At 68.1% G+C, this 22,246-nt stretch carries 17 protein-coding genes and 1 pseudogene; 11 read left to right on the forward strand and 7 right to left on the reverse strand.

The annotated features are described in order from the left end of the window. Positions 1–108: 108 nt before the first annotated feature. Positions 109–2,454 (forward strand): TonB-dependent receptor, encoded by a 2,346-nt coding sequence (locus tag POS15_RS03665; RefSeq protein ID WP_046273219.1) that lies wholly within the window; start codon positions 109–111, stop codon positions 2,452–2,454. 86 nt (positions 2,455–2,540) lie between these two features. Here the strand turns inward: POS15_RS03665 and rnd are convergent, their stop codons facing one another. Then, positions 2,541–3,620: a ribonuclease D gene (gene rnd, locus POS15_RS03670; RefSeq protein WP_070471061.1), complete on the reverse strand. Its 1,080-nt coding sequence runs from the start codon at positions 3,618–3,620 to the stop codon at positions 2,541–2,543. A gap of 252 nt (positions 3,621–3,872) precedes the next feature. On the opposite strand from rnd, the gene POS15_RS03675 reads away from it, so the two are divergent. Then, positions 3,873–5,744, forward strand: coding sequence for a formylglycine-generating enzyme family protein (locus tag POS15_RS03675; protein WP_284129010.1), 1,872 nt, complete (start codon positions 3,873–3,875; stop codon positions 5,742–5,744). A gap of 103 nt (positions 5,745–5,847) precedes the next feature. Next, entirely contained in the window at positions 5,848–6,750 is a 903-nt protein-coding gene (locus POS15_RS03680; RefSeq protein ID WP_284129011.1) for a M48 family metallopeptidase, read from the forward strand. 30 nt (positions 6,751–6,780) lie between these two features. Here POS15_RS03680 and xseA read toward each other — a convergent pair whose 3' ends face one another. After that, complete coding sequence (gene xseA, locus POS15_RS03685) at positions 6,781–8,121, reverse strand: exodeoxyribonuclease VII large subunit (RefSeq protein WP_284129012.1); 1,341 nt, start codon at positions 8,119–8,121, stop codon at positions 6,781–6,783. Between the two features lie 61 nt (positions 8,122–8,182). Beyond that, positions 8,183–9,271, reverse strand: coding sequence for a tRNA epoxyqueuosine(34) reductase QueG (gene queG, locus POS15_RS03690; protein ID WP_046273216.1), 1,089 nt, complete (start codon positions 9,269–9,271; stop codon positions 8,183–8,185). A gap of 72 nt (positions 9,272–9,343) precedes the next feature. Here queG and POS15_RS03695 point away from each other — a divergent pair, with 72 nt between their 5' ends. The 6 genes from POS15_RS03695 to POS15_RS03720 all read left to right on the forward strand — a co-directional run bounded on the left by POS15_RS03695 (position 9,344) and on the right by POS15_RS03720 (position 16,902). Beyond that, positions 9,344–10,822: an NAD(P)H-hydrate dehydratase gene (locus POS15_RS03695; protein ID WP_284129013.1), complete on the forward strand. Its 1,479-nt coding sequence runs from the start codon at positions 9,344–9,346 to the stop codon at positions 10,820–10,822. A gap of 2 nt (positions 10,823–10,824) precedes the next feature. Next, positions 10,825–11,307 (forward strand): tRNA (adenosine(37)-N6)-threonylcarbamoyltransferase complex ATPase subunit type 1 TsaE, encoded by a 483-nt coding sequence (gene tsaE, locus POS15_RS03700; RefSeq protein ID WP_284129014.1) that lies wholly within the window; start codon positions 10,825–10,827, stop codon positions 11,305–11,307. Between the two features lie 88 nt (positions 11,308–11,395). Beyond that, a complete protein-coding gene (locus POS15_RS03705; protein ID WP_152663737.1) occupies positions 11,396–13,006 on the forward strand; it encodes an N-acetylmuramoyl-L-alanine amidase in 1,611 nt (536 codons plus the stop codon). 104 nt (positions 13,007–13,110) lie between these two features. After that, on the forward strand, positions 13,111–14,985 hold the full coding sequence (mutL, locus tag POS15_RS03710) for a DNA mismatch repair endonuclease MutL (RefSeq protein ID WP_284129015.1): 1,875 nt from the start codon (positions 13,111–13,113) through the stop codon (positions 14,983–14,985). A 10-nt stretch (positions 14,986–14,995) separates the two neighbouring features. Then, entirely contained in the window at positions 14,996–15,937 is a 942-nt protein-coding gene (locus POS15_RS03715; protein ID WP_019182809.1) for a DUF1684 domain-containing protein, read from the forward strand. A 2-nt stretch (positions 15,938–15,939) separates the two neighbouring features. Further along, on the forward strand, positions 15,940–16,902 hold the full coding sequence (locus tag POS15_RS03720) for a TraB/GumN family protein (protein WP_019182810.1): 963 nt from the start codon (positions 15,940–15,942) through the stop codon (positions 16,900–16,902). Between the two features lie 102 nt (positions 16,903–17,004). Here the strand turns inward: POS15_RS03720 and phaR are convergent, their stop codons facing one another. The 3 genes and pseudogenes from phaR to gluQRS form a co-directional block, all read right to left on the reverse strand. Further along, entirely contained in the window at positions 17,005–17,544 is a 540-nt protein-coding gene (phaR, locus tag POS15_RS03725; protein ID WP_019182811.1) for a polyhydroxyalkanoate synthesis repressor PhaR, read from the reverse strand. A 180-nt stretch (positions 17,545–17,724) separates the two neighbouring features. After that, positions 17,725–18,465, reverse strand: coding sequence for an acetoacetyl-CoA reductase (gene phbB, locus POS15_RS03730; protein ID WP_019182812.1), 741 nt, complete (start codon positions 18,463–18,465; stop codon positions 17,725–17,727). A 56-nt stretch (positions 18,466–18,521) separates the two neighbouring features. Further along, positions 18,522–19,424 (reverse strand): annotated as a pseudogene (gene gluQRS / locus POS15_RS03735) (tRNA glutamyl-Q(34) synthetase GluQRS); the annotation flags it as partial. Between the two features lie 93 nt (positions 19,425–19,517). Between gluQRS and htpX the strand changes: the two are divergent. Beyond that, positions 19,518–20,390, forward strand: a complete 873-nt coding sequence (htpX, locus tag POS15_RS03740; RefSeq protein ID WP_019182814.1) for a protease HtpX — start codon at positions 19,518–19,520, stop codon at positions 20,388–20,390. Positions 20,391–20,503: 113 nt separating this feature from the next. Here htpX and POS15_RS03745 read toward each other — a convergent pair whose 3' ends face one another. Next, positions 20,504–21,331: an inositol monophosphatase family protein gene (locus POS15_RS03745; RefSeq protein ID WP_019182815.1), complete on the reverse strand. Its 828-nt coding sequence runs from the start codon at positions 21,329–21,331 to the stop codon at positions 20,504–20,506. 119 nt (positions 21,332–21,450) lie between these two features. On the opposite strand from POS15_RS03745, the gene POS15_RS03750 reads away from it, so the two are divergent. Next, positions 21,451–22,224: an RNA methyltransferase gene (locus tag POS15_RS03750; RefSeq protein WP_284129016.1), complete on the forward strand. Its 774-nt coding sequence runs from the start codon at positions 21,451–21,453 to the stop codon at positions 22,222–22,224. Positions 22,225–22,246 lie beyond the last annotated feature (22 nt).

Here is a 22,246-nt window from a genome sequence, read left to right on the forward strand (position 1 = left end):
CATCCAGCCAATACCGTGCCGCATCGCTGTCTCCACAGCGGTGTCGATTTCCTATGGTGCCCGGCCATCTCGCCGGCTGCCCCGATCTGTACTACCAGAGACCTCTGCATGCCCGCTCTACGCCACGCCCCTGTGTCGACGCGTCTTCTTTCCCGTTCCCTGCCGACCGCCCTGCTGCCGCGCCGCCACGCCCTGGCGCTGGCCTGCGCTTCGGCTGCGCTGATGTTGTCCGCTGCCGCCTCGGCGCAGGACGCGCAGTCGGCCAGCGCGACCTCGCTGGACACCATCACCGTTACCGCCGACCACCGCGAGCGCAACCTGCAGGAAGTGCCGGTCTCGGTCGGTGTAGTGCAGGGCGAGAAGATCCGCGACTACACCGCCGGCGGCGACGACACCCTGCTGGCACTGTCGGGCAAGGTGCCCAGCTTCTACGCTGAAACCACCACCGGCCGCATCTTCCCGCGCTTCTACATCCGCGGCCTGGGCAACATCGACTTCTACCTGGGTGCTTCGCAGCCGGTCTCGATCATCCAGGACGACGTGGTGCTCGAGCACGTGGTGCTGAAGTCCAACCCGGTCTATGACGTGGACCAGATCGAAGTGCTGCGCGGCCCGCAGGGCACGCTGTTCGGCCGCAACACCACCGCCGGCATCGTCAAGTTCGACACCATCAAGCCGAGCCAGGACTACAGCGGCCGCGTGCAGGCCAGCTACGGTACCTACGGCAGCGTGGCGGTCGACGGCGGCTTCGGTGGCCCGATCAACGATATCGCCTCGTTCCGCGTGTCGGCGCTGTACCAGCACCGCGATGATTACGTCGACAACACCTACCGCGGCCCCAGCGCCGATGGCACGGTCTCGCCGAAGAAGAACGCCATGGGCGGCTTCGACGACCGCAACGTGCGCGCGCAGCTGCTGCTGCAGCCGACCGAGAACTTCTCGCTGCTGGCCTCGGCCCACGCACGCGACTATGACGGCACCTCGACCCTGTTCCTGCGCAGCGCGCTGACCAAGGGCTCCAACAAGACCGACGTGCCGCGCGACCAGGTCGCCTACGACGAAGCCGACAACAACCCGCAGGCCTACAAGACCTACGGCGGCTCGGTGAAGGCCATCTACGATTTCGGCAACGTCTCGCTGACCTCGATCACCGCCTACGAAACCACCTCCGGCTACAGCCGCGGTGACACCGACGGCGGCGCAGCCGTGAACTACCCGGTCAACGGCGTGCCGAACGGTTACGGCCAGTCGATGGGCCAGATCCGCGATCTGGACCAGTGGACCCAGGAGTTCCGCCTGGCCAACGCCGATGACAACCGCCTGAAGTGGCAGGTCGGCGCGTTCTACTTCGACGGTCGCGACACCACCGATTTCTACCAGCGCGCCTGGTTCCTGCAGGGCAACGCGCGCAACCCGAACAACTGGGTGCGCCTGCGCAACGTCAACACCTCCTGGGCCGGCTTCGGCCAGGTCAGCTATGACGTGACCGACAAGTTCACCCTGACCGCCGGCCTGCGCCAGACCAAGGACGAGAAGAAGACCCGCCTGCTCAAGACCGCCGATACCGCCGCCGGTGCCGTGACCTACAAGGGCCGCACCTACGTGGAGATGTCCGACACCACGCCGAGCTGGGATTTGAGCGCGATGTATGCGTTCAACCCGCAGCTGAGCGTGTACGCGCGCGTGGCCCGCGGCTTCCGCGGCCCGACCATCCAGGGCCGTTCGGCCGTGTTCAATGCCGACTTCACCACGGCGAACTCGGAAACCATCCTGTCCTGGGAAGCGGGCATCAAGAGCAGCCTGTGGGACAACCGCCTGCGCGTGAACGCGGCTGCGTTCACCTATGTGGTCAACGACATCCAGCTCAACGGCAACGATTCGGACGGCAACGGCGTGCTCTTCAATGCCGACAAGGCCAAGGCGTATGGTCTGGAAGCGGACATGGAACTGCGTCCGATCCCGAACCTGGCCCTGAGCGCCGGCGTCAGCCTGCTGCACAGCAAGATCCAGGACGACCGCGTGTACGCGCAGGTCTGCGCCCTGAACGGCGCCGTGGTGTGCACCGTGAATGACCCGACCATCAAGGTCGGTGCCAACACTTTCGCGCAGATCAACGGCAACCCGCTGCCGAATGCACCGAAGTACAACATCAACCTGGCCGCGCGTTACGACATGCCGGTCAATGACGCCGATGTGTTCTTCGTCTCCACCGACTGGAACAAGCAGGGCTACACCAGCTTCGTGCTGTACGACTCGGCCGAATTCAACTCCAAGGGCAGCTTCGAAGGCGGCCTGAAGCTGGGCTACTCCGCCAACTACGGTGCCTGGGAAGTGGCGCTGTTCGCGCGCAACATCACCAATGAGAAGAACCTCAAGGGTGTGATCGAGAACTACATGGCTGCGGTCTACAACGAACCGCGCACCGTGGGCGTTTCGCTCAACATGAACTGGTAAGGCCCACGTCGCCGGTGCCGCGCTGCTGCGGCACCGGTGCGTCGGATCCAAAAGACAACGCCCCGCAGATGCGGGGCGTTGTCGTTTCAGGCAGGTGGCAGCAGAGGGGCCAGGATCGGCTCGAGCTGCGCCTGGCGCCAGCCGGCCAGCGCCGTGGGCCACTGGCGGCGTTCGATGTAGCTTTCCAGGTGCTTGCGCGAGGCCAGTACGCCGTCGGGCAGGCCAAGTTCGGCACTGCGCGCGCTGACCGCATCCTGCAGCCGCTTGAGGGCCTGCTTGTTGGCATCGTTGGCCGGCAGCGCCAAAGGGGCTTCGGCTTCATCGGCAAGCGGGGTGATCAGCGCCTGCCAGACCTGCGCGGCGAGTTTGCGCGGGGCCTTGGGGAAGCCTTCCATCAGTTTGGACAGCGCATCCACATCGGCCGGCGGCGTGCGTGCCAGCACGGCGGCCAGTTCGTTGTCGAGCACCCAGCTGCGCGGCTTGTCGCTGGCACGGGCCTGCACGTCGCGCCAGCGCAGCAAGCGCAGCAGGCGCAGCTGTGCCGGGGTATCCATGAACTGCGCCGAGCGCATCGCCACATGCGGCCAGCGCTCTTCATCGTGTTCCACACTGGCGAGCAGGCGCTCGGCATCGTCCTGCAGCCACTGGCGGCGGCCGAGTTCTTCCAGGCGTGCGTCGATGGTGTCGTGGATCTGGAACAGGTACTCCACGTCGTCGGCGGCATACTCCAGCTGTGCCTCCGAGAGCGGGCGGCGCATCCAGTCCGAACGGGTCTCGCCCTTGGCCAGGGTGACGCCGGTGACCGCAGTGACCAGCTTCTGGTACCCCATGCCGCCGCCGATGCCGGCCAGCGCAGCGCCGATCTGGGTGTCGAAGAGCGGGCGTGGCAGCACGCCGCAGGCGACCTTGAAGGTGACCAGGTCTTCGCTGGCGCTGTGCATGATCTTGAGGATCGAGGTATCCGTCAGCCACGGGGCAAGGGCCTCGTTCATGCCGGGGATCAGCGGGTCGATCAGCAGGATTTCATCGCCGACCGCCATCTGTACCAGGGCCAGTTGCGGCCAGTAGGTACGCTCGCGGATGAACTCCGTATCCAGGCCGATGCGGGTGGGGCGCTGGCGGAAGCGCTCGTCCAGTTCCGCCGGGGTTTTGATCCAGTAAGCCACGTGGGATTCCATGTACTGCAAAGGGGTGCTCAGGTCGGGGAGGATAGCCTAACCCCGTGCCACGGCCGGCATGCCTGCGCAGTGCGATGAACGCCCGGGCCGCCAGCGGTCGCCGCCCGCGACGGTGGCGATTATGATGATCGCCTGTCCGCACCTGCGGCATGCCGCCTGGAACGCGACTGCACCCGGGGCACACGGCGTGCGGCAGGGCGCAGGCGCTGCAAGACGATGCCATGCCCCAAGGACCCCCATTTGCGACCGTCAGGCACATTGCCGCTGCTGTTCACCGCACTGCTGGGGGTGCTGGCCGCCTGTTCGCCCGCGCCTGCGCCCGCCCCGGCAACCCCAGCGGCCACGCCCGCTGCGCCGCGGCCCACGCCCAGCGCACCGGTGGCGCAGGTCACCATCGGTGGCGAGGATGCGGCCGAGACGGTGGAGCGCTGGCAGCCACCTGCGGTCACCCTCGTCGACGGCGAAGCCGCGCAGGCACGCCGTGACGCCGCGCGCGCCTTCGAGGAAGACCGGCTGTACCGCAGCGCCGAGGATGCGATTCCGATCTGGCTGGCGCTGCTGGAGCGCGATCCCAAGGACAGGGTGGCCCAGGCCGGCCTGAAGCGCGCCCGTCAGCGTCTGCTGGAGGAAGCGTCCGCCTTGTTGGACCGCCCGCTCAAGCAGCGTGAGGCGCTGGCCCAGGCCAGCGAGATGGCCCTGGTCCTGCTGACCCTGGCGCCCGACGATGCCAAGGTACGTGAGCTGCAGTCACGGGTGGAGATCGCCCAGCGCGTGGTGGCCTACAACCGCGCCGGTGAAGAGGATCTGCGTGCCGATCGCATCGGCGAAGACGGCGATGGCGCCATCCCCAATTTCCGCGAGGCGCTGGCGCTGGATGCGGACAATCCGCGTGCCCGGCAGGGGCTGGCCGCGGCAGAGAGCGCACTGATCCGGCGTGCGGAAACGGCCGCGCGGGCCACTGACTTTGCGACCGCGGGGACGTGGCTGGCCGAAGCGGCCAAGGTGCGTGACTCTTCGATCACCATCGCCGATGCCTTCGAGCGCATCGAGAACATCCGCTCTGACACCCTGGCGCGGCTGCGCAACGAGGGCCTGCGTGATCTGGCCACGCCGCAGGGTCTCAAGCCGGCGCGGCAGAAACTGGAAGATGCCCTGCGCATCGCATTGCCCGGCGATCCGGTCGTGGGCCAGCTGCGCGAGCGCATCGAACTGGTCACCCATTACGGCAGCTTCCGGCCGCGGCAGGTGTTCAGCGATGCCCTGCGCGATGGTGGCCGCGGGCCCCAGATGATCGTGGTGCCGCATGGCGGATTCCAGATGGGCGCCGCCGAGAACGAACTGGGCGCGACCGATGCCGAGAAACCCTCGCATTACGTGCGGTTCGAGCGCGGCTTTGCGATGTCGATCACCGAAGTGACGGTCGCCGATTTCCGCCGCTACGTGCAGGCCACCAAGGCGCGCCCACGTGCCACGCGGCGCGGCCATTCGATCGTGTACGACGAGCGCAGCGGCAACTTCGTCCGCCGCAGCGGCGTGGACTGGCAGTCCGATTACAACGGCGCCGAGGCGATCGCGAACCTGCCGGTGATGCACGTCAGCGTGCGCGATGCCGAGAATTACGCGACCTGGCTGTCCGAACAGACCGGACGCTCGTACCGGCTGCCCAGCGAGGCCGAATTCGAATACGCGCTGCGCGCGGGCAGCAGTGGCCGCTACCCGTGGGGCGATGCGGGCACGCCGCCCGCGCGTGCCGGCAATTTCACCGGCGCCGAGGATGTCTCACCCTCCGGCCGGCACTGGTACAACGCCTTCGTCGGCTACGGCGATGGATACTGGGGGCCGGCGCCGGTGGGCAGCTTCGATCCCAACCCCTGGGGCCTGCACGACATCGCCGGGAACCTGAGCGAGTGGGTGGCCGACTGCTGGCATGCCAGTTACCGGCGGGCACCTGCAGATGGCGTGGCCTGGTTCAACCCCGGCTGCCGGCAGCGGGTGATCCGTGGCGGCAACTGGGCCAACGCACCGGCACAGACCCGCGCGGCGTGGCGGCAGTCGCAGGACTCGGACACCACCAGCGCCCGGATCGGCTTCCGCCTGGTCCGCGGTATCTGACCAACGGCGCGCCGGGCCGGATTTTCACCCGGCCACCCACCGCGCGTTCTAGGATTGGCGCAGTGTCGGGCAGGGTGCCGCGGCCATCTCAGGAAGCAAGCGCATGCGCAACGATCCATTCGGCGGTCAGCAGCAGGGCCGCGCCCGGCGGCCGCGCCTGTTCGGCAACATCCGCTGGTGGGTACTGCTGGCCTTCGCCGGCTATGCCGCGTTCTACTGGTTCTCCAACCGTGCGGTGGATCCGTACACCGGCGAAAGCGTGTTGATCGACAGCTCGCTCGATGCGAGCCAAGAGAAGGCGCTCGGCCTGCAGGCCTACCAGGAAATCCTGGCCCAGGAGCGGCCGTTGGATCCCAATGCGCCACAGTCGCGCGAGATCCAGGCGATCGCCCGGCGCTTGATCGCCAAGGTGGACGTGGTGGAAACCGCGCTCGCCGAGGAACACGGACTGAAGCCTGCGCACTTCGCGCGTGACTTCGAATGGGAGGTCAACGTGATTCCGTCCGACCAGGCCAATGCGTTCTGCCTGCCGGGCGGCAAGATGGCGGTCTATACCGGGTTGATTCCGGTCGCGCGTACGGTGGATGCGATGGCGGTGGTGATGGGGCATGAGATCGCGCATGCCTTGCTGCGTCATGGGGCCCAGCGCATGGCGCAGCAGAAGATGACCCAGATCGGGCAGATGGCCGGCGCCGCCAGCGGCATGGACCCGCAACAGCAGCAGATGATGATGTCGGCGATGGGCTACGGCTACCTGTTGCCCTATGCGCGCAGCCATGAAACCCAGGCCGATGAAGTGGGCCTGATGCTGGCCGCCGCAGCGTGCTTCGACCCGCAGGAAGCGATTCCGCTGTGGGAGCGGATGGGGCAGGCCAGTGGGGGGCAGTCGACCTCGGAATTCGCGTCCACGCATCCCAACCCGGGCACGCGCATCCAGAACCTGCAGGCGTTGATGCCCAAGGCAATGGAATACCGGCAGAAGTTCTGCGAAAGCGCGGGGCGTTGAAGGCGGACGACGTGGCGTGGGCGCGCTGGGTCAGCGCGCCGGTTCGTTGACCGTTACGTCGATCACGCCGTCCTGCACGCGTGCCTTGAGCGTCTCGCCGGGGCGCACCTGTAACGGCGAACGCACCAGGCTGCCATCGTCCTCGCGGGTCAGGATGGCGTAACCGCGCGCGACGGTAGCCAGCGGGCTGACCGCTTCCATCGAACGGGCGAGCGCGCGCAGGCGCAGATTGTCGCGCTGCAGCTGGCGGCCGATCGCACTGTCCGCACGCGGCAGCAGCCGTTGCAGGCGCTCACGCAGGGCATCCAGCCGGCGCTGCGGGTGACCGCTGCGCAGTACAGCCGCGGCGTGGCGCAGATGGGCCAGGCGGCCCTGATGCTGTGTCGTCCACGCTGCGTGCAGGCGACGCGCGACATCCTGCTGGCGGCGCTGCAACAGCTGCAGGCGTGATTGCGGGCTCTGTGCGTTGAGGCGCAGCAGGGCGCGGTCCGCGCGCTGCATCGCTTGCCCGAGGCTGTGCCGCTGCAGCTGTGCCAGGCGCGCATCCAGGCGGCGCACGCGCAGCAGCAGGTCGCGCTGGTCGGGTACCAGCAGTTCGGCCGCGACCGAGGGCGTGGGCGCGCGCAGGTCGGCGGCGAAATCGGCGAGGCTGAAGTCGGTTTCGTGACCCACCGCAGAGACCACCGGTGTCTGGCTGGCGGCAATCGCGCGGGTCAGCTGCTCGTCGTTGAACGCCCACAGATCTTCCATCGAGCCGCCGCCGCGGGTCAGCAGGATGACATCGTAACGGCCACTGGCATCGGCCGAACGCAGCAGCGAGGTCAACTGCGCGGCGGCGCTGTCGCCCTGCACCAGGCTGGGCAATAGATCCACTTCCAGCATCGGGAAGCGCCGTTCCAGCACGCTCAGCACGTCGCGCACCGCCGCGCCGGTGGGCGAGGTGATCACCGCCAGGCGGCGCAGATGGGCCGGCATCGGCCGCTTGCGCTCGGGCGCGAACAGGCCCTCGGCCTCCAGCCGCGCCTTGAGCTGCTCGAAGGCGCGGCGCAGGGCGCCTTCGCCGGCTTCTTCCATGTGGTCGAGCACCATCTGGTACTCGCCGCGGGCTTCGTACAGGGTCAACCGGCCCCGCGCGAGCACGCGCATGCCTTCGCGCGGCACGAACTTCAGCCACTGGCTCTTGGGCTTGAACAACGCCGCGCGGATCTGCGAGCGCGCGTCCTTCAGCGTGAAATACATATGGCCTGAGGCCGGGCGGGTAACGCTGCCCAGTTCGGCTTCCACCCAGATCAGCGGGAACGCGCCTTCCAGCAGGTCGCGGGCCAGGATGTTGAGCTGGCTGGGCGTGAGAATCTGCGCGCTGCGGTCCATGGGGGGCATCAGGCCAAACGGTACGAACGGGGGGCCATGGTCGCACGTCGGCGGCGATGCTTCATCCCGCGGTGGCGCGGTCGGCGTGCTGCTGCAGGGCCCAGGCCACATGCTCGCGCACGATCGCCGAAGGGTGCTCGCGCCGTGCCTGCAGCGCGGCCAGGGTCTCGGCATGGGTCGGCGCATTGCCCAGCGCCACGGCGATGTTGCGCAGCCAGCGTTCATGCCCGCTGCGGCGGATCGGGCTGCCTTCGGTGCGGCGCAGGAACTCGTCTTCTTCCCAGGCGAACAGCTGGGCGAGCGAGGCAGTGTCCAGGTCATTGCGCGCGCGGAAATCCGGCTCGTCGGTGCGCTTGGCGAACTTGTTCCAGGGGCAGACCAGCTGGCAGTCGTCGCAGCCGTAGATGCGGTTGCCCATTGCGGTGCGCATCTCCTCGGGAATCGCACCGTCATGTTCGATGGTGAGATAGGAAATGCAGCGGCGTGCATCCAGGCGGTGCGGGGCGATGATCGCCTGGGTCGGGCAGACATCGATGCAGCGCGTGCAGGTGCCGCAGTGCGCGCTCGCGGGTGTATCCACCGGCAGCGGCAGGTCGATGTAGATCTCACCGATGAAGAACCACGAACCGCCCTGCTTGTCGATCAGGCAGGTGTGCTTGCCGATCCAGCCCAGCCCGGCATTGCGCGCGAGGGCGCGCTCCAGCACCGGGGCCGAATCGACGAACACGCGGTAGCCGAAGGGACCGATCTCGGCGGCGATGCTGTCGGCGAACTTCTGCAGCCGGTTGCGCATCAGCTTGTGGTAATCGCGGCCCAAGGCGTAGCGCGCTACGTAGGCGCGGTCGCCATCATGCAGGGTGTTCCAGGCTTCGGCGTCATCCTTGTGGCCGTAATCCATACCGACCGAGATCACCCGCACCGTGCCCGGCAGCAGTTCATCCGGCCGCGCGCGCAGGGTGCCGTGCCGCGCCATCCACTCCATCGTGCCGTACAGGCCCTTGCCCAGCCAGTCGGCCAGGTGGGCTTCGTCCTCGCGCAGATCGATCCCGGACACGCCGCAGCGCTGGAAGCCATGCACGCGCGCGATCGCACGGATGCGGTCGGCGGCGCGGGCCAGGTGGACGGGGGCGGGGAGGGGGACGGCGGACATGGCCTGGGCGGAAACGGAGCCTGGGAAGGGCGCGGCAAGGCTGCGCCTGGGCGACAAGTATAGAATCCCGGCATGCCCGAGCTTGCTGAACTGTTCGATATCGCCGCCGCGCGCCGCCTGGATGCGCAGGCCAGCGCCCTGCTGGGCGATGGGGGAGCCTCGCTGATGCAACAGGCCGGCTTGGCCGCCTTTCACTGCCTGCTGGAGCGCTGGCCACAGGCGCAGCGCATCGGCGTGGTGGTGGGGGCCGGCAACAACGGCGGCGATGGCTATGTGCTGGCCGGTCTGGCCCGTGCAGCCGGCCGCCAGGTGACGGTGCTGCGGCTGGCGAACGATGCCCCAGCCACGACGTTGTCGCAGCAGGCCGAGCAGGCGTTCATCGCCGCCGGCGGTGCCGTGACGCATTTCGATGGCGGCGTGCCGCAGGTGGACCTGCTCGTGGACGCGATGTTCGGCATCGGCCTGAACCGCGCGCCAGCCGGTGGGGCGGCCGATCTGATCAACGCGATCACTGCCTTGGGCCTGCCGGTACTGTCGCTGGACGTGCCCAGTGGCGTGGATGCGCAGACCGGTAACGTGCCGGGCGTCGCCATCCGCGCCACGGTCACGCTGCAGTTCATCGTGCGCCACCAGGGGCTGTATACCGGCGCGGCGCTGGAGCATGTCGGCGGGCGGCGGCTGGCCGCGCTGGAACTGCCCGCCGGCGCCGACCAGGGCGTGCAGCACAGCGCCGAGTGCTGGCAGCAACCACGCCTGCGCGCGCAACTGCCGGCGCGCCGCGCCAACACCCACAAGGGCGAATCCGGCCACGTGCTGTGCGTGGGCGGCAATCTCGGCAGCGGCGGCGCGGTGATGCTGGCCAGTGAATCGGCATTGCGCGCGGGCGCAGGGCTGGTCAGTGTGGCGACCCAGGCAGCGCATGTCGCACCACTGCTGGCCCGCCTGCCCGAAGCCATGGTGCATGGCGTGCAGGACGCGCAGGAGCTGCAGGCCCTGCTGCCACGCGCCGGGGTGATCGCGATCGGGCCGGGCCTGGGCCAGGACGACTGGGCCCACGAACTCTGGCGGCAGGTGCTGGCCAGCGGCAAGCCGCTGGTGATCGATGCCGATGCCCTGAACCTGTTGGCCAAGGCACCGCAGCCGCTCGGTGATGCGATCCTGACCCCGCACCCGGGCGAGGCCGCGCGCCTGCTCGGGTTGAGCACGGCGCAGGTGCAGGCGGACCGCTTCACTGCCGCCAAAGCGCTGGCCGACCGGTTCCACGCGGTGGTGGTGCTCAAGGGCGCCGGCAGCGTGGTCGCCGCGCCCGACTCGGTGCCGCGGGTGATCGCCGCCGGCAACCCCGGCATGGCCGTGGGTGGCATGGGCGACCTGCTCACCGGCATCATTGCCGCCCTGCGTGCGCAGGGCCTGGGCGCGTTCGATGCGGCCAGTACCGGCGCTTTGCTGCACAGCCTGGCCGGCGATGCCGCCGCCAGTGACGGCCAGCGGGGCCTGCTTCCCACCGATCTGCTGGCGCCGCTGCGCCGGCTGGTCAATCCGGACGTTTGAACATGATCGAGTTTTTCCTCGCGCAGACCCAGGACACCGACCTGCTCGGGCAATGGCTGGCCGCGACCCGTCCGCCGCAGGCGGTGATGCAGCTGCAGGGCGACCTGGGGGCTGGCAAGTCCACCCTGGCCCGCGCCCTGCTGCGCGCGCTGGGCGTGCAGGGCGCGATCCGCAGCCCGACTTACACCCTGGTGGAACGCTACCCGCTGGCCGACGGGCACGAGGCTTGGCATCTGGACCTGTACCGGATCGGCAATGCGCAGGAGCTGGATTTCCTGGGGCTGGACGAGGGCAGCGCCTCGCTGTGGCTGGTCGAATGGCCCGAGCGCGGCGCCGGTGCGCTGCCGCCGGCCGATCTGGAAGTCGCACTGGAGATCCATGGCCAGGGGCGGCGCGCCCGGCTCACGGCGACCAGTCCTGCCGGTCGCGAATGGCTCGAACGGCTCCCCCAAGGGGGCGACTTGCAGGCCCTTTCTGTCGGCTGACACTAGGAACCACCGGCAGGTTACGGATTATTAAGGGAAAAGGAGTTGCATTTCATTCAGCGCGGTGATTGAATCCAGACCCATGCCAATGGGGAAATCACTCACCGCCATCTGCACTGCCGTCGGACTCTGTCTGGCGAGCGCGCTGTCGTGGGCGGGCGAAGTCCGCCAGGTGGCCGTGGAGACCGGTGCGACCGGTACCCGTGCGGAGATTTCGCTGGCCGGCAGCGGGGGTTACAAGACCCTGTCCCTGGCCGGCCCGAACCGCCTGGTGGTCGATTTCCCGGACTCCAGCGCGATCCGCAACCTCAAACTGCCGGCGCCCAAGGGTGTGGTCACGGCGGTCCGAACCGGGCAGCCGGTGCCGGGCACGTTCCGCGTGGTGTTCGACCTGGCCGAATCGGTCGCGCCGTTCCGCCCGCAGATGATCAAGCAGGGGGATCAATCGCGTCTGGTGATCGAGTGGCCGGGCGATGCGCCGACGTCCACCCGCGTGGCCAGTGCGCCGACCCCGACACCTGCTGCTGCGCCGACGCCGACGCCTGCGCCAGCTGCTTCCACGCCGGCCGCAGCCGCTCCGACCCCCGCGCAGGCCGCTGCCCAATCCGCACAGGCGCGCAGCGATGCCGCGCGCGCCACCGCCTTGCTGACCGCCTCGGTGCGCCAGCAGGCCAGCGCCACCGTCGCCACCTCGGCACCGGCGCCGGGCCCGGCGGCGACCACCGCCACCACCGTCAACGTGGCCGCTGCCGGCACTGCCAATGCCGCCAGCAACAGCGCTTCACCGGCCGCCATCCTCGCCGGTCAGTCGACCACGGCCGTGGTCGCCAGTGCGCCGGTGCCCACCCCGGCGCCGACGCCGACCCCGGTGACGCCGCAGGAGAACCCGCGTCCGGCGATGCCCAGCGACGCCTCGCGGGTGAAGATGCGCGCCGGCATGCGCCCGCTGGTGATCGCGATCGACCCGGGCCACGGTGGACAGGATCCCGGCGCGGTCGGCCCGACCGGCAAGCGCGAAAAAGACATCACCCTGGCAGTGGCGCGTGAACTGGCCCGCCAGGTCAACGCAACGCCCGGCCTGAAGGCTTACCTCACCCGCGACAGCGACGTGTTCATCCCGCTGCCGATGCGTGCGCAGAAGGCGCGCGCCGCCAAGGCCGACATGTTCATCTCGATCCACGCCGATGCCGCCGAGAACCGCGCGGCCACCGGTTCGTCGGTCTACGTGCTCTCGACCAAGGGCGCGTCCTCGCAGCGTGCGCGCTGGCTGGCCGACAAGGAAAACGCCGCCGATCTGGTCGGTGGCGTGCGCCTGCAGCAGACCGAAGGCACCCTGGCCAACGTGCTGCTGGATCTGGCCCAGAGCGGTTACATGAAGGCCTCCGAAGACGCTGCCGGGCATGTGCTGGGCGGCCTGAAGCGGATCGGCAAGAACCACAAGCCCAACATCGAACGGGCCAACTTCGCGGTGCTGCGCACCTCGGACATGCCGGCGATGCTGGTCGAAACCGCGTTCATCTCCAACCCGGATGAAGAGCGCCGCCTGATCGATCCGGCCTACCAGCGCCAGATCGCCGGGGCCGTGCTAGATGGCGTGCATACCTTCTTCAGCCGCCAGCCGCCGCCGGGCACCCTGTACGCTGCGCGCGCCCAGGCCGAGATCGACGCCGCCGGTACCGTGGCGGGCGGCAGCAAGTAAGCCCGCCAGCCACCGCCCGGCGCACGCTATCATCACGGGATGACGTCTGTTTCCCGAATCCCCCTCGCCGCTGCGCCCCTCACCTCCGTCAGCCGGAGGTGCGCATGAGCATCCGCCAGCTTCCCGAGATCCTGATCAACCAGATCGCCGCTGGCGAAGTGGTCGAGCGGCCCGCGTCCGTGGTCAAGGAACTGGTCGAGAACGCGCTGGACGCCGGCGCCACGCGGGTTGATATCGACCTGGAAGAGGGCGGCGTGCGGCTGATCCGCATCCGCGATGACGGCGGTGGCATTGCACCGGAAGAGCTGCCGCTGGCGGTGTCGCGCCATGCGACCAGCAAGATCGCCAGCCTGGATGATCTGGAGTCGGTGGCCACGCTCGGCTTCCGCGGCGAAGCGTTGCCGTCGATCGCCTCGGTCAGCCGCTTCACCCTGAGCTCGCGCCGTGCCATCGACGAGCACGGCTCGGCGTTGCAGATCGAAGGCGGTCGGCTTGGCGAGGTGACCCCGCGCGCGCATGCGCCGGGCACCACGGTGGAAGTGCGCGAGCTGTTCTACAACGTGCCGGCCCGTCGCAAGTTCCTGCGCGCCGAGCGCACCGAGCTGGGCCATATCGAAGAGTGGCTGCGCTCGCTCGCGCTGGCGCGGCCGGATGTCGAGCTGCGCGTGTCGCACAACGGCAAACCTTCGCGCCGCTACAAGCCCGGCGATCTGTACTCGGACGCGCGCCTGGGCGAAACACTCGGCGAAGACTTCGCCAACCAGGCGCTGCGCGTGGACCACAGCGGTGCCGGCCTGCGCCTGCACGGCTGGATCGCGCAGCCCCATTACTCGCGGGCCAGCACCGATCAGCAGTACCTGTACGTCAACGGCCGCTCGGTGCGTGACCGCAGCGTCGCCCACGCGGTGAAGATGGCCTACGGCGACGTGCTGTTCCATGGTCGCCAGCCGGCGTATGTGCTGTTCCTGGAGCTGGACCCGACCCGTGTCGACGTCAACGTGCATCCGGCCAAGCATGAAGTGCGCTTCCGCGATTCGCGCCTGATCCACGATTTTGTGTACCGCACGCTCAAGGAAGCGCTGGCGGAAACGCGCGCCGGCATGACCGCTGCCGGCACGCAGGTGCACGCCACGGAGAGTGCCGCGACCGCGGCGCCGGCCTACGGTCTGCCGTCGTCAGGCAATGGGGGCTATGCACTCGCCGGCAGTGGTGGCGGTGGGGGTGGCATGGGCGGCGACTGGCGCCCGCAGCAATCGCCACTGGGCCTGCGCGTGGCCGATGCCCCCTCCGCCTATGCGGCGCTGTATGGCGCGCCCGGTGGCACCGCCGCCGGCGGCAGCCTGCCGCCGATGCCGAGCGAAAGTGGTTTGCCGGTCACGGCGGCCGACAGTGGTGTACCCCCGCTGGGTTATGCGATCGCGCAGCTGCATGGCATCTACATTCTCGCCGAAAATGCCGAAGGCCTGATCGTGGTGGACATGCATGCCGCGCACGAACGCATCGGCTATGAGCGCCTGAAAACCGCACACGACGGCATGGGCCTGCATGCGCAGCCGCTGCTGGTGCCGATCACCCTGGCGGTCGGCGAGCGCGACGCCGACACCGCCGAACGCGAAGCGGAGACCTTGACCTCGCTGGGCTTTGAAGTCACCCGCGCCGGCCCCGGCTCGCTGCACGTGCGCAGCATTCCCGCCCTGCTGGCCAATGCCGAGCCAGAGGCGCTGCTGCGCGATGTGCTGACCGACCTGCGCGAGCATGGCCAGAGCCGTCGCATCGCCAGCGCCCGCGACGAACTGCTGTCGACCATGGCCTGCCACGGCGCGGTGCGCGCGAACCGGCGCCTGACCGTGCCGGAAATGAACGGCCTGCTGCGCGACATGGAAATCACCGAACGCTCGGGTCAGTGCAATCACGGCCGGCCGACCTGGGCCCGTTTTTCGCTGGCGGAAATCGACCGCTGGTTCCTGCGCGGACGTTGAGAGGACGGTCATGGGCAAGCACTGGGGAGTGTGGGCGGCGGTATTGCTGCTGGCAGTGAGCGTGTCGGGATGTGGCGAAAAAGCGGTGGATGCCCCTGCGAAGGTGGCGATCGATCCAGCCTTCGAGGCCGAACAGCAGCAGTGGCGCCAACAGCGCTACGAGCAACTGCATGCCGCCGACGGCTGGACCAGCCTGGTCGGCCTGCATTGGCTGGAATACAAAGCGCATTACATCGGTCGCGGCCCGGGCAGCGGCATCCGCCTGGCGGTCGGCCCGGACAAGCTGGGCATGGTCGCGCGCGAGGGTGACACCGTCTGGTTCACGCCCGAGCGTGGGGTGGCGATGCAGGTGGATGGCAAGCCGGTCACCGGCCGCATCCGCTTCTTCAGCGATCGCGATCCGACCCCGACCGTCATCGCCTTCGACGACGGCAAGGGCCGACTCAGCCTGATCCATCGCGGCGAGCGGTTCGCGCTGCGGGTCAAGCACGCCGACGCGCCTTCGCGGACGAACTTCACCGGCTTGACGTACTGGCCGGGCGGCGCGTCGTGGCGCGTCACGGCGCGCTTCGTACCGCACCCGGCCGGCCAGACGCTGCCGATCGTGGACATCACCGGCCTGACCACGAACATGCCCAATGCGGGCGCCCTGGAGTTCGAGCGCGACGGCCGCACCTGGCGGCTGGAAGCCATCGGCGAGCCGGGTCGCGCGCTGTTCGTGATCTTTGGTGACCGTACCAGTGGTCACGGCAGTTATCCGGCCGGCCGTTATCTGGATCTGCCTGCGCCGGATGACCAGGGCCGCGTGGTGATCGATTTCAACCAGGCCTACAACCCGCCGTGCGCGTTCACGCCCTTTGCCACCTGTCCGCTGACGCCCCCTGAAAACCGCCTGGACCTGCGCGTGGACGCCGGTGAGCAGGCGTACCACGCCCCCGAAGGAGAGGCTTGAACATGTCGATGTTGTCGCGTCTGTTGTCCCCGTTGCTGATTGCTGCGGGCCTGTTGGCCGGCACGGTCAGCGCCGACGCGCGCCCGGTCGCGCCGCGTGCACCCGCAGCCGCCAAGGCCAGTCCGCCGGTTCCACTGCTGTGGAAGGTCACCGGCCCGGGCGACAGCCGCGTGTACCTTCTGGGCTCGTTCCATCTGCTGCAGCCCACGGACTACCCGCTGTCGGCGGATGTCGACCAGGCCTTCGCCGCCTCGCAGCGGGTGGTGTTCGAACTCTCGCCGCAGGACATGGAGTCGCCCGAACTGGCACAGAAGATGGTGCAGGCGGCGATGCGTACCGATGGCTCGGAACTCAAGCGCGACCTCGATGCGGCCACTTGGACCCGGCTGCAGGCCTATGCGCAGGAAAACAAGCTGCCGCTGGCCCAGTTGCAGGGCATGAAACCGTGGTTCGTCGGCCTGACCATCACCCTGAGCCAGTTCACCAAGATGGGCCTGGACCCGGCGCTGGGGCTGGACCGGCATTTCATGACACGGGCCGCCAGCGCGGGCAAGGCGACTGCCGGTCTGGAGGATATCGACACGCAGATCGCGGTGCTGTCGGGCATGTCGGCCAAGGAACAGCAGCAGATGGTGGCCGAAGCCCTCGAGCAGGCCGGCAAGGGCGATGAAATGGGGCGCAAGCTGCACGATGCCTGGCGCCGCGGAGACGACAAGCTGCTGTGGACCTCGATGGCCACCGAGATGCGCGGCCAGTACCCGCAGCTGTACAAGCGCATCAACACCGACCGCAATGATGCCTGGGTGCCGAAGCTGCAGCAGCACCTGCAGGCCGGGCAGGGGGGCACGCTGGTGGTGGTCGGCACGCTGCATCTGCTGGGCAACGATGGGGTCGTGGAGAAGCTGCGCGCCAAGGGCTACAAGGTCGAGCGCGTCTGCACCGGTTGCGCCAAGCCCAAGCGCTGAGGGCATCGGGCACAGGGGCGTCGACAGTGACGCCTGGCCCCGGAACGAGAAAAGGCGCGGCCCGGAGGCTGCGCCTTTTTCTTTTCTGCAGCGGAACCGGTCTCAGCGGCGGGTCTTGCCTGCGCCCGGCGCCGGGGTTTCCGGCTTCTTGCCGGTTCCCGTGCCGGTACCGGTACCGGTTCCGGTGCCGCCCGGGCGGCCGCCGAAGCCGGTGCCCATGTTGCGCTGGAAGTCCTGCCACATTTCCATGTTGCGCTCGGTCAGCTGGTTCATCATCGCCCACGGGGTCTGGCCGAGCAGATTGCCCATCTGCTGGCGGAACTGCTGCTGCTGGTCCAGGAAGACCTGCATGCTGCGCTCCAGGTAATTGCCCATGAAGCCCTGCAGCGAATCGCCATAGAAGCGGATCAGCTGGCTGAGCAGCTGGGTGGACAGCATCGGTTCGCCGTCCTGTTCCTGGTCGGCGATGATCTGCAGCAGCACCGAGCGGGTCAGGTCATCACCGCTCTTGGCATCGCGCACCTCGAAGTCCTCACCATCCAGGATCAGCTGGCGCACATCCTCTATGGTGATGTAGCTGGAGATTTCCGTGTCGTAGAGCCGGCGGTTCGGATACTTCTTGATAATGCGGGTCGCAGCCATGAAGCAGTCACTCATCACAGTAGGCGCGCAGCATGGCGCAGTGCAGCAGCCTATGCAACCGCCATAAGTAGCAAGCGCCCGCATTTATGTTGCGCAGCATAGGGTGCAGCAATTTGGCCCTTCGCCCGCCGTTGGCCCGCGCATCCCGCCCGTCCGCGCGCCCTCGGCGCAGCGCCGCCCTTACCACCCCATGTGGTGGCCACCGTTGATGTCCAGGTTGGAGCCGGTAATCCAGGAGGCCTCCTCGTTGACCAGGAATGCCACCGCGTAAGCGATTTCCTCCGGCTTGCCGAGGCGGCCGGTAGGAATGTCGGCGATGATCTTGGCGCGCACTTCGTCCGGCACGGCCATCACCATGTCCGTTGCCACGTAGCCCGGAGAGATGGTGTTCACGGTGATCCCGAAACCCGCGTTCTCACGGGCCAGGGAAATGGTGAAACCGTGCATGCCAGCCTTGGCCGCCGCGTAGTTGGCCTGGCCGTACTGGCCCTTCAGGCCGTTGATCGAGCTGATCTGGATGACCCGGCCCCAGCCGCGGCGGCGCATCCCCTCGATCACCGGGCGGGTGACGTTGAACACCGAGTTGAGGTTGGTGTTGATGACATCGTGCCACTGGTCCGCACGCATGCGATGGAACGTGGTGTCGCGGGTGATGCCGGCGTTGTTGATCAGGATCTCGACCGGGCCCAGCGCCGCTTCGACGGCCTGCACCATGCTTTCGGCCGTGTCCGGCTCGGATACATCGCCCGGAAAGATCGCCACATCGCAACCGCGGGCCAGCATCTTCTCGCGCCAGGCCTTGGCCTTGGCTTCGTCACGGTAGTTGGTGGCGACCCGATGGCCCTGGTCGGCCAGGCGTTGGCAGATGGCAGTACCGATACCGCCGGTACCACCGGTGACCAGTGCGACGCGAGATGTCATGAGCAGCTACTCCGAAAGGCAGGGCCAACAAGGGGGAACAGGATTCTGCAACATCAGCGGGCAAAAGGGGCAGCCCCGTCAGCCGCTTGCCGCATGGGGATGTCGCCCGGTGGCAATCGCACCGGATCGAAGCAGGCCGCCGCCTGGTGCAGCCAACCGGAAACGTCCTCGACACCCGCGCCGATCGCCGGGTCCTGGCCGAGCTGCGCCCAGGCCCGGCGCAGGGCTGGCAGCGGGTCGGCAGGGTCGATCGGCAGAGCGGCCTCGGACTTGGAGAGCTTGCGCCCATCGGGACCCAGCAGCAGCGGCAGGTGCAGGTAGCGCGGGGTCGGCAAGCCCAGCGCCTGCTGCAACAGGATCTGGCGTGGAGTGGAATCGAGCAGGTCCGCGCCCCGGACCACGTCGGTCACGTGCTGCGCGCCATCGTCGACCACCACCGCCAGCTGATACGCCCAGTAACCGTCGGCCCGGCGCAGCACGAAGTCGCCGACCTCGGCGTGTACGTCCTGCACGATCCGGCCCTGCAGGCCGTCCTCGAACCCCACCACGCTGCCCGGCGGTACCCGCAGCCTCACCGCCGGCTGCGCACGCGCGGCGCGGGCCACGCAGTGGTGATGGATGCCGCCCTGAGTGGCCAGCTCGCTGCGGCTGCAATGGCAGGCGAACGCCTTGCCCTCGCGCAGCAGCCGGTCCAGCGCCGCCTGGTACAGCGCGCCGCGCTGGCTCTGGTGGACGATCGGCCCGTCACTGCACAGCCCGAAGGCTGCCAGCACGGCCAGTTGGCCGTTCACCGCACCGGGCACCGTTCGAGGAGGATCGACATCCTCCACCCGCACCAGCCAGCGGCCGCCGGCATGGCGCGCGAGCAGCCAGCTGCCCAGCGCCGCCAGCAACGAGCCGGGGTGCAGCGGGCCGGTGGGCGAGGGCGCGAAGCGCCCGCAATAGGAGGAATCGGACATGGACTATGAATCGTCGGTCAGTTTGCGACTTGAATTCAAGCTGAAGTCCCCGCAGATTTGCAGTCATCAACCTCCAACGAGCGTCCTTTTCCCATGTTCAGTCGCATTGCTCTATTCCTTCTGACCAACTTTGCGGTGCTGATCCTGGCCGGCATCGTGATGTCGGTGGCGGGCGTCAATCCCAACCAGATGAGCGGCCTGCTGATCTTTGCAGCGATCTTCGGCTTCGGTGGCTCGTTCATTTCCCTGCTGCTCTCCAAGTTCATGGCCAAGCGCTCCACCGGCGCGGTGGTGATCACCGAGCCGCGCAACCAGACCGAACGCTGGCTGCTGGCCACGGTCGAGCGCCAGGCCCGTGAAGCCGGCATCGGCATGCCCGAAGTGGCCGTTTACGACGGTCCGGAAATCAACGCCTTCGCCACCGGCGCCAACCGAAACAAGGCGCTGGTCGCGGTTTCCACCGGCCTGCTGCACAACATGAGCGAAGACGAAGCCGAAGCCGTGCTGGGCCATGAAATCGCCCACGTCGCCAACGGCGACATGGTCACCATGGCCTTGCTGCAGGGCGTGCTCAATACCTTCGTGATCGTCCTGGCCCGCATCGTCGGTGGCTTCATCGACAGCGCCCTGTCCGGCAACCGCGAAGGCGGCGGCCGCGGCTTTGCCTACTACATCATCGTGTTCGTCCTGGAAATGGTGTTCGGCCTGTTCGCCACCATGATCTCCATGTGGTTCTCCCGTCACCGCGAGTTCCGCGCCGACGCCGGTGGCGCGCACCTGGCCGGCCGCCAGAAGATGATCGCCGCCCTGGAGCGCCTCAAGGTCAACCACGGCCAGAGCACCCTGCCGACCCAGATCGCCGCGTTCGGCATCGCTGGCGGCGCCGCCAGGAAGCTGTTCATGAGCCACCCCCCGCTGGACGAGCGCATCGCCGCCCTGCGCGCTGCCAACAACACCGTGGTGTGATCCGCACCGCGTTGCGCTGACCACAACGCCCGGCTTTCGCCGGGCGTTTTTGTTCCCACACACAACAACGGCGCCCGAAGGCGCCGTCGTCATGCAGACCAGAACCAGCCCGATCAGAACTTCGCGTCGAACTCGGCCGCGTAGCCCGTATTGACCAGCACCTTCTGCAGCGCATCGCTGATCTTCACATTGCCGGCAACGATCTGCTGGGTTTCCGGACCACGGCTGTCCATGCGGGCCGGCGTGGCGCCCTTGAAGTCGCATACGCGGCCACCGGCTTCGCGGACCAGCAGCACACCGGCGGCGATATCCCAGGCCTTCACGCCGGCCTCGAAATACGCGTCGGCACGGCCACAGGCCACGTAGGCCAGATCCAGCGCGGCCGAGCCCGTGCGCCGCACGTCTTCGGCCTGCACCAGCAGCGCGTCCACCGCCTTCAGCTGTGCACTCGTGCGCTGGCGCTCACGCGGGGCAAAACCGGTATGGATCATCGCGCCGCCCAGATCCTTGCGCTCGGCAATACGGATACGGCGGTCATTGAACACCGCGCCGGCACCCCGGCTGGCGGTGAACAGCTCATTGCGGAGCGGATCGAAGATCACCGCGTCGATCGGCTCACCGTTCTCGACCAGGGCGATGGAGACGCAGTAATGCGGGAAGCCGCGCAGGTAGTTGCTGGTGCCGTCCAGCGGATCGATGACCCACATGTAACGGTTGACCGACTGCACGCCACCTTCCTCACCCATGATCCCGTACTCGGGATAGGCGCGCTTGAGTTCCTTGACGATGACCTTTTCCGCATCTGCATCGACTTCACTGGCATAGTCCATGCGGCCCTTCTGCACGACGTTCAACGCCTCGAGCTTGTTGATGTTGCGCAACAGGACGTTGCCGGCGAGGCGGGCGGCCTTGACCATGACGGTGACGGCGGGTTTCTGCATGGCGAAAAGCTCCCGTAAAGGCAGAGTAGGGGTTTGGCGGGGGAAAAGAGCGGTCCCGGCGCAGAGGCCGGTCGCACAGTTTACCATTTGTCGCTGTCCTGCTCGCATTTGGCCCGTTCATGTCCGTAGAAACCGCTCCCGCCCGCATCCGCTTCGTCCTGGTCGGCACCCAGCACCCCGGAAACATGGGGGCGGCCGCACGGGCCATGAAAACCATGGGGCTGGGCCGCCTGGTCATGGTCGCGCCCGAGAAACCGCTGGATGAGGAGGCCTTCCGCCGCTCGGCCGGCGCCGAGGATGTCCTGGGCGATGCCCCGGTGGTGGCGACCCTGGCCGAGGCCGTGGCCGACTGCCGCTTCGTGTTGGGCTGTACCGCCCGCTCGCGCCGGGTCCAGCTGGAAGAACTGCTGCCGGCCGTGGCCGCCCAGCGCGTGCTGGCCAAGGCCGCCGAACCGGCCGAGGTGGCCTTCGTGTTCGGCCGCGAGCGCACCGGCCTGACCAACGAAGAGCTGCAGCTGTGCCATGCCGCCGTCCATATCCCGTCCAACCCTGAGTTCAGCTCCTTGAACCTGGCGGCCGCTGTCCAGGTCCTGGCCTACGAAGTGCGCATGGCGATCCTGGGCGCAGCCGATGCGCCGGTTGCCGCGCCGGCCGAGCCCGGCTTCGGCGAAGCCCCGGCCAGCCATGCGCAGGTCGAAGGCCTGTTCGGCCAGCTTGGCGACACCCTGGATGAAATCGACTTCCACAAGGGCCGTGCGCCTGAATCGGCGATGCGCAAGCTGCGCCGCCTGTTCCTGCGCACCGAACTGAGTGAACAGGAAGTGCGCCTGCTGCGCGGCATCCTGTCCGACGCACAGCGCATGGCGCGATTGGCGACCAACAAGCCTCTGTAAGCTGACGCAGTTCTCATTTTTT

This window comes from Stenotrophomonas sp. BIO128-Bstrain, assembly GCF_030128875.1.
GTDB classification, from domain to species: Bacteria; Pseudomonadota; Gammaproteobacteria; order Xanthomonadales; family Xanthomonadaceae; genus Stenotrophomonas; species Stenotrophomonas bentonitica_A.

Coding starts and splice junctions, on each gene's coding strand:
- POS15_RS03665 (WP_046273219.1), top strand. CDS start 109: ATGCCCGCTCTACGCCACGCCCCTGTGTCGACGCGTCTTCTTTCCCGT.
- POS15_RS03680 (WP_284129011.1), top strand. CDS start 5,848: ATGCGCAACGATCCATTCGGCGGTCAGCAGCAGGGCCGCGCCCGGCGG.
- xseA (WP_284129012.1), bottom strand. CDS start 8,121: ATGGACCGCAGCGCGCAGATTCTCACGCCCAGCCAGCTCAACATCCTG.
- queG (WP_046273216.1), bottom strand. CDS start 9,271: ATGTCCGCCGTCCCCCTCCCCGCCCCCGTCCACCTGGCCCGCGCCGCC.
- POS15_RS03695 (WP_284129013.1), top strand. CDS start 9,344: ATGCCCGAGCTTGCTGAACTGTTCGATATCGCCGCCGCGCGCCGCCTG.
- tsaE (WP_284129014.1), top strand. CDS start 10,825: ATGATCGAGTTTTTCCTCGCGCAGACCCAGGACACCGACCTGCTCGGG.
- POS15_RS03705 (WP_152663737.1), top strand. CDS start 11,396: ATGGGGAAATCACTCACCGCCATCTGCACTGCCGTCGGACTCTGTCTG.
- mutL (WP_284129015.1), top strand. CDS start 13,111: ATGAGCATCCGCCAGCTTCCCGAGATCCTGATCAACCAGATCGCCGCT.
- POS15_RS03715 (WP_019182809.1), top strand. CDS start 14,996: ATGGGCAAGCACTGGGGAGTGTGGGCGGCGGTATTGCTGCTGGCAGTG.
- POS15_RS03720 (WP_019182810.1), top strand. CDS start 15,940: ATGTCGATGTTGTCGCGTCTGTTGTCCCCGTTGCTGATTGCTGCGGGC.
- phaR (WP_019182811.1), bottom strand. CDS start 17,544: ATGGCTGCGACCCGCATTATCAAGAAGTATCCGAACCGCCGGCTCTAC.
- phbB (WP_019182812.1), bottom strand. CDS start 18,465: ATGACATCTCGCGTCGCACTGGTCACCGGTGGTACCGGCGGTATCGGT.
- htpX (WP_019182814.1), top strand. CDS start 19,518: ATGTTCAGTCGCATTGCTCTATTCCTTCTGACCAACTTTGCGGTGCTG.
- POS15_RS03745 (WP_019182815.1), bottom strand. CDS start 21,331: ATGCAGAAACCCGCCGTCACCGTCATGGTCAAGGCCGCCCGCCTCGCC.
- POS15_RS03750 (WP_284129016.1), top strand. CDS start 21,451: ATGTCCGTAGAAACCGCTCCCGCCCGCATCCGCTTCGTCCTGGTCGGC.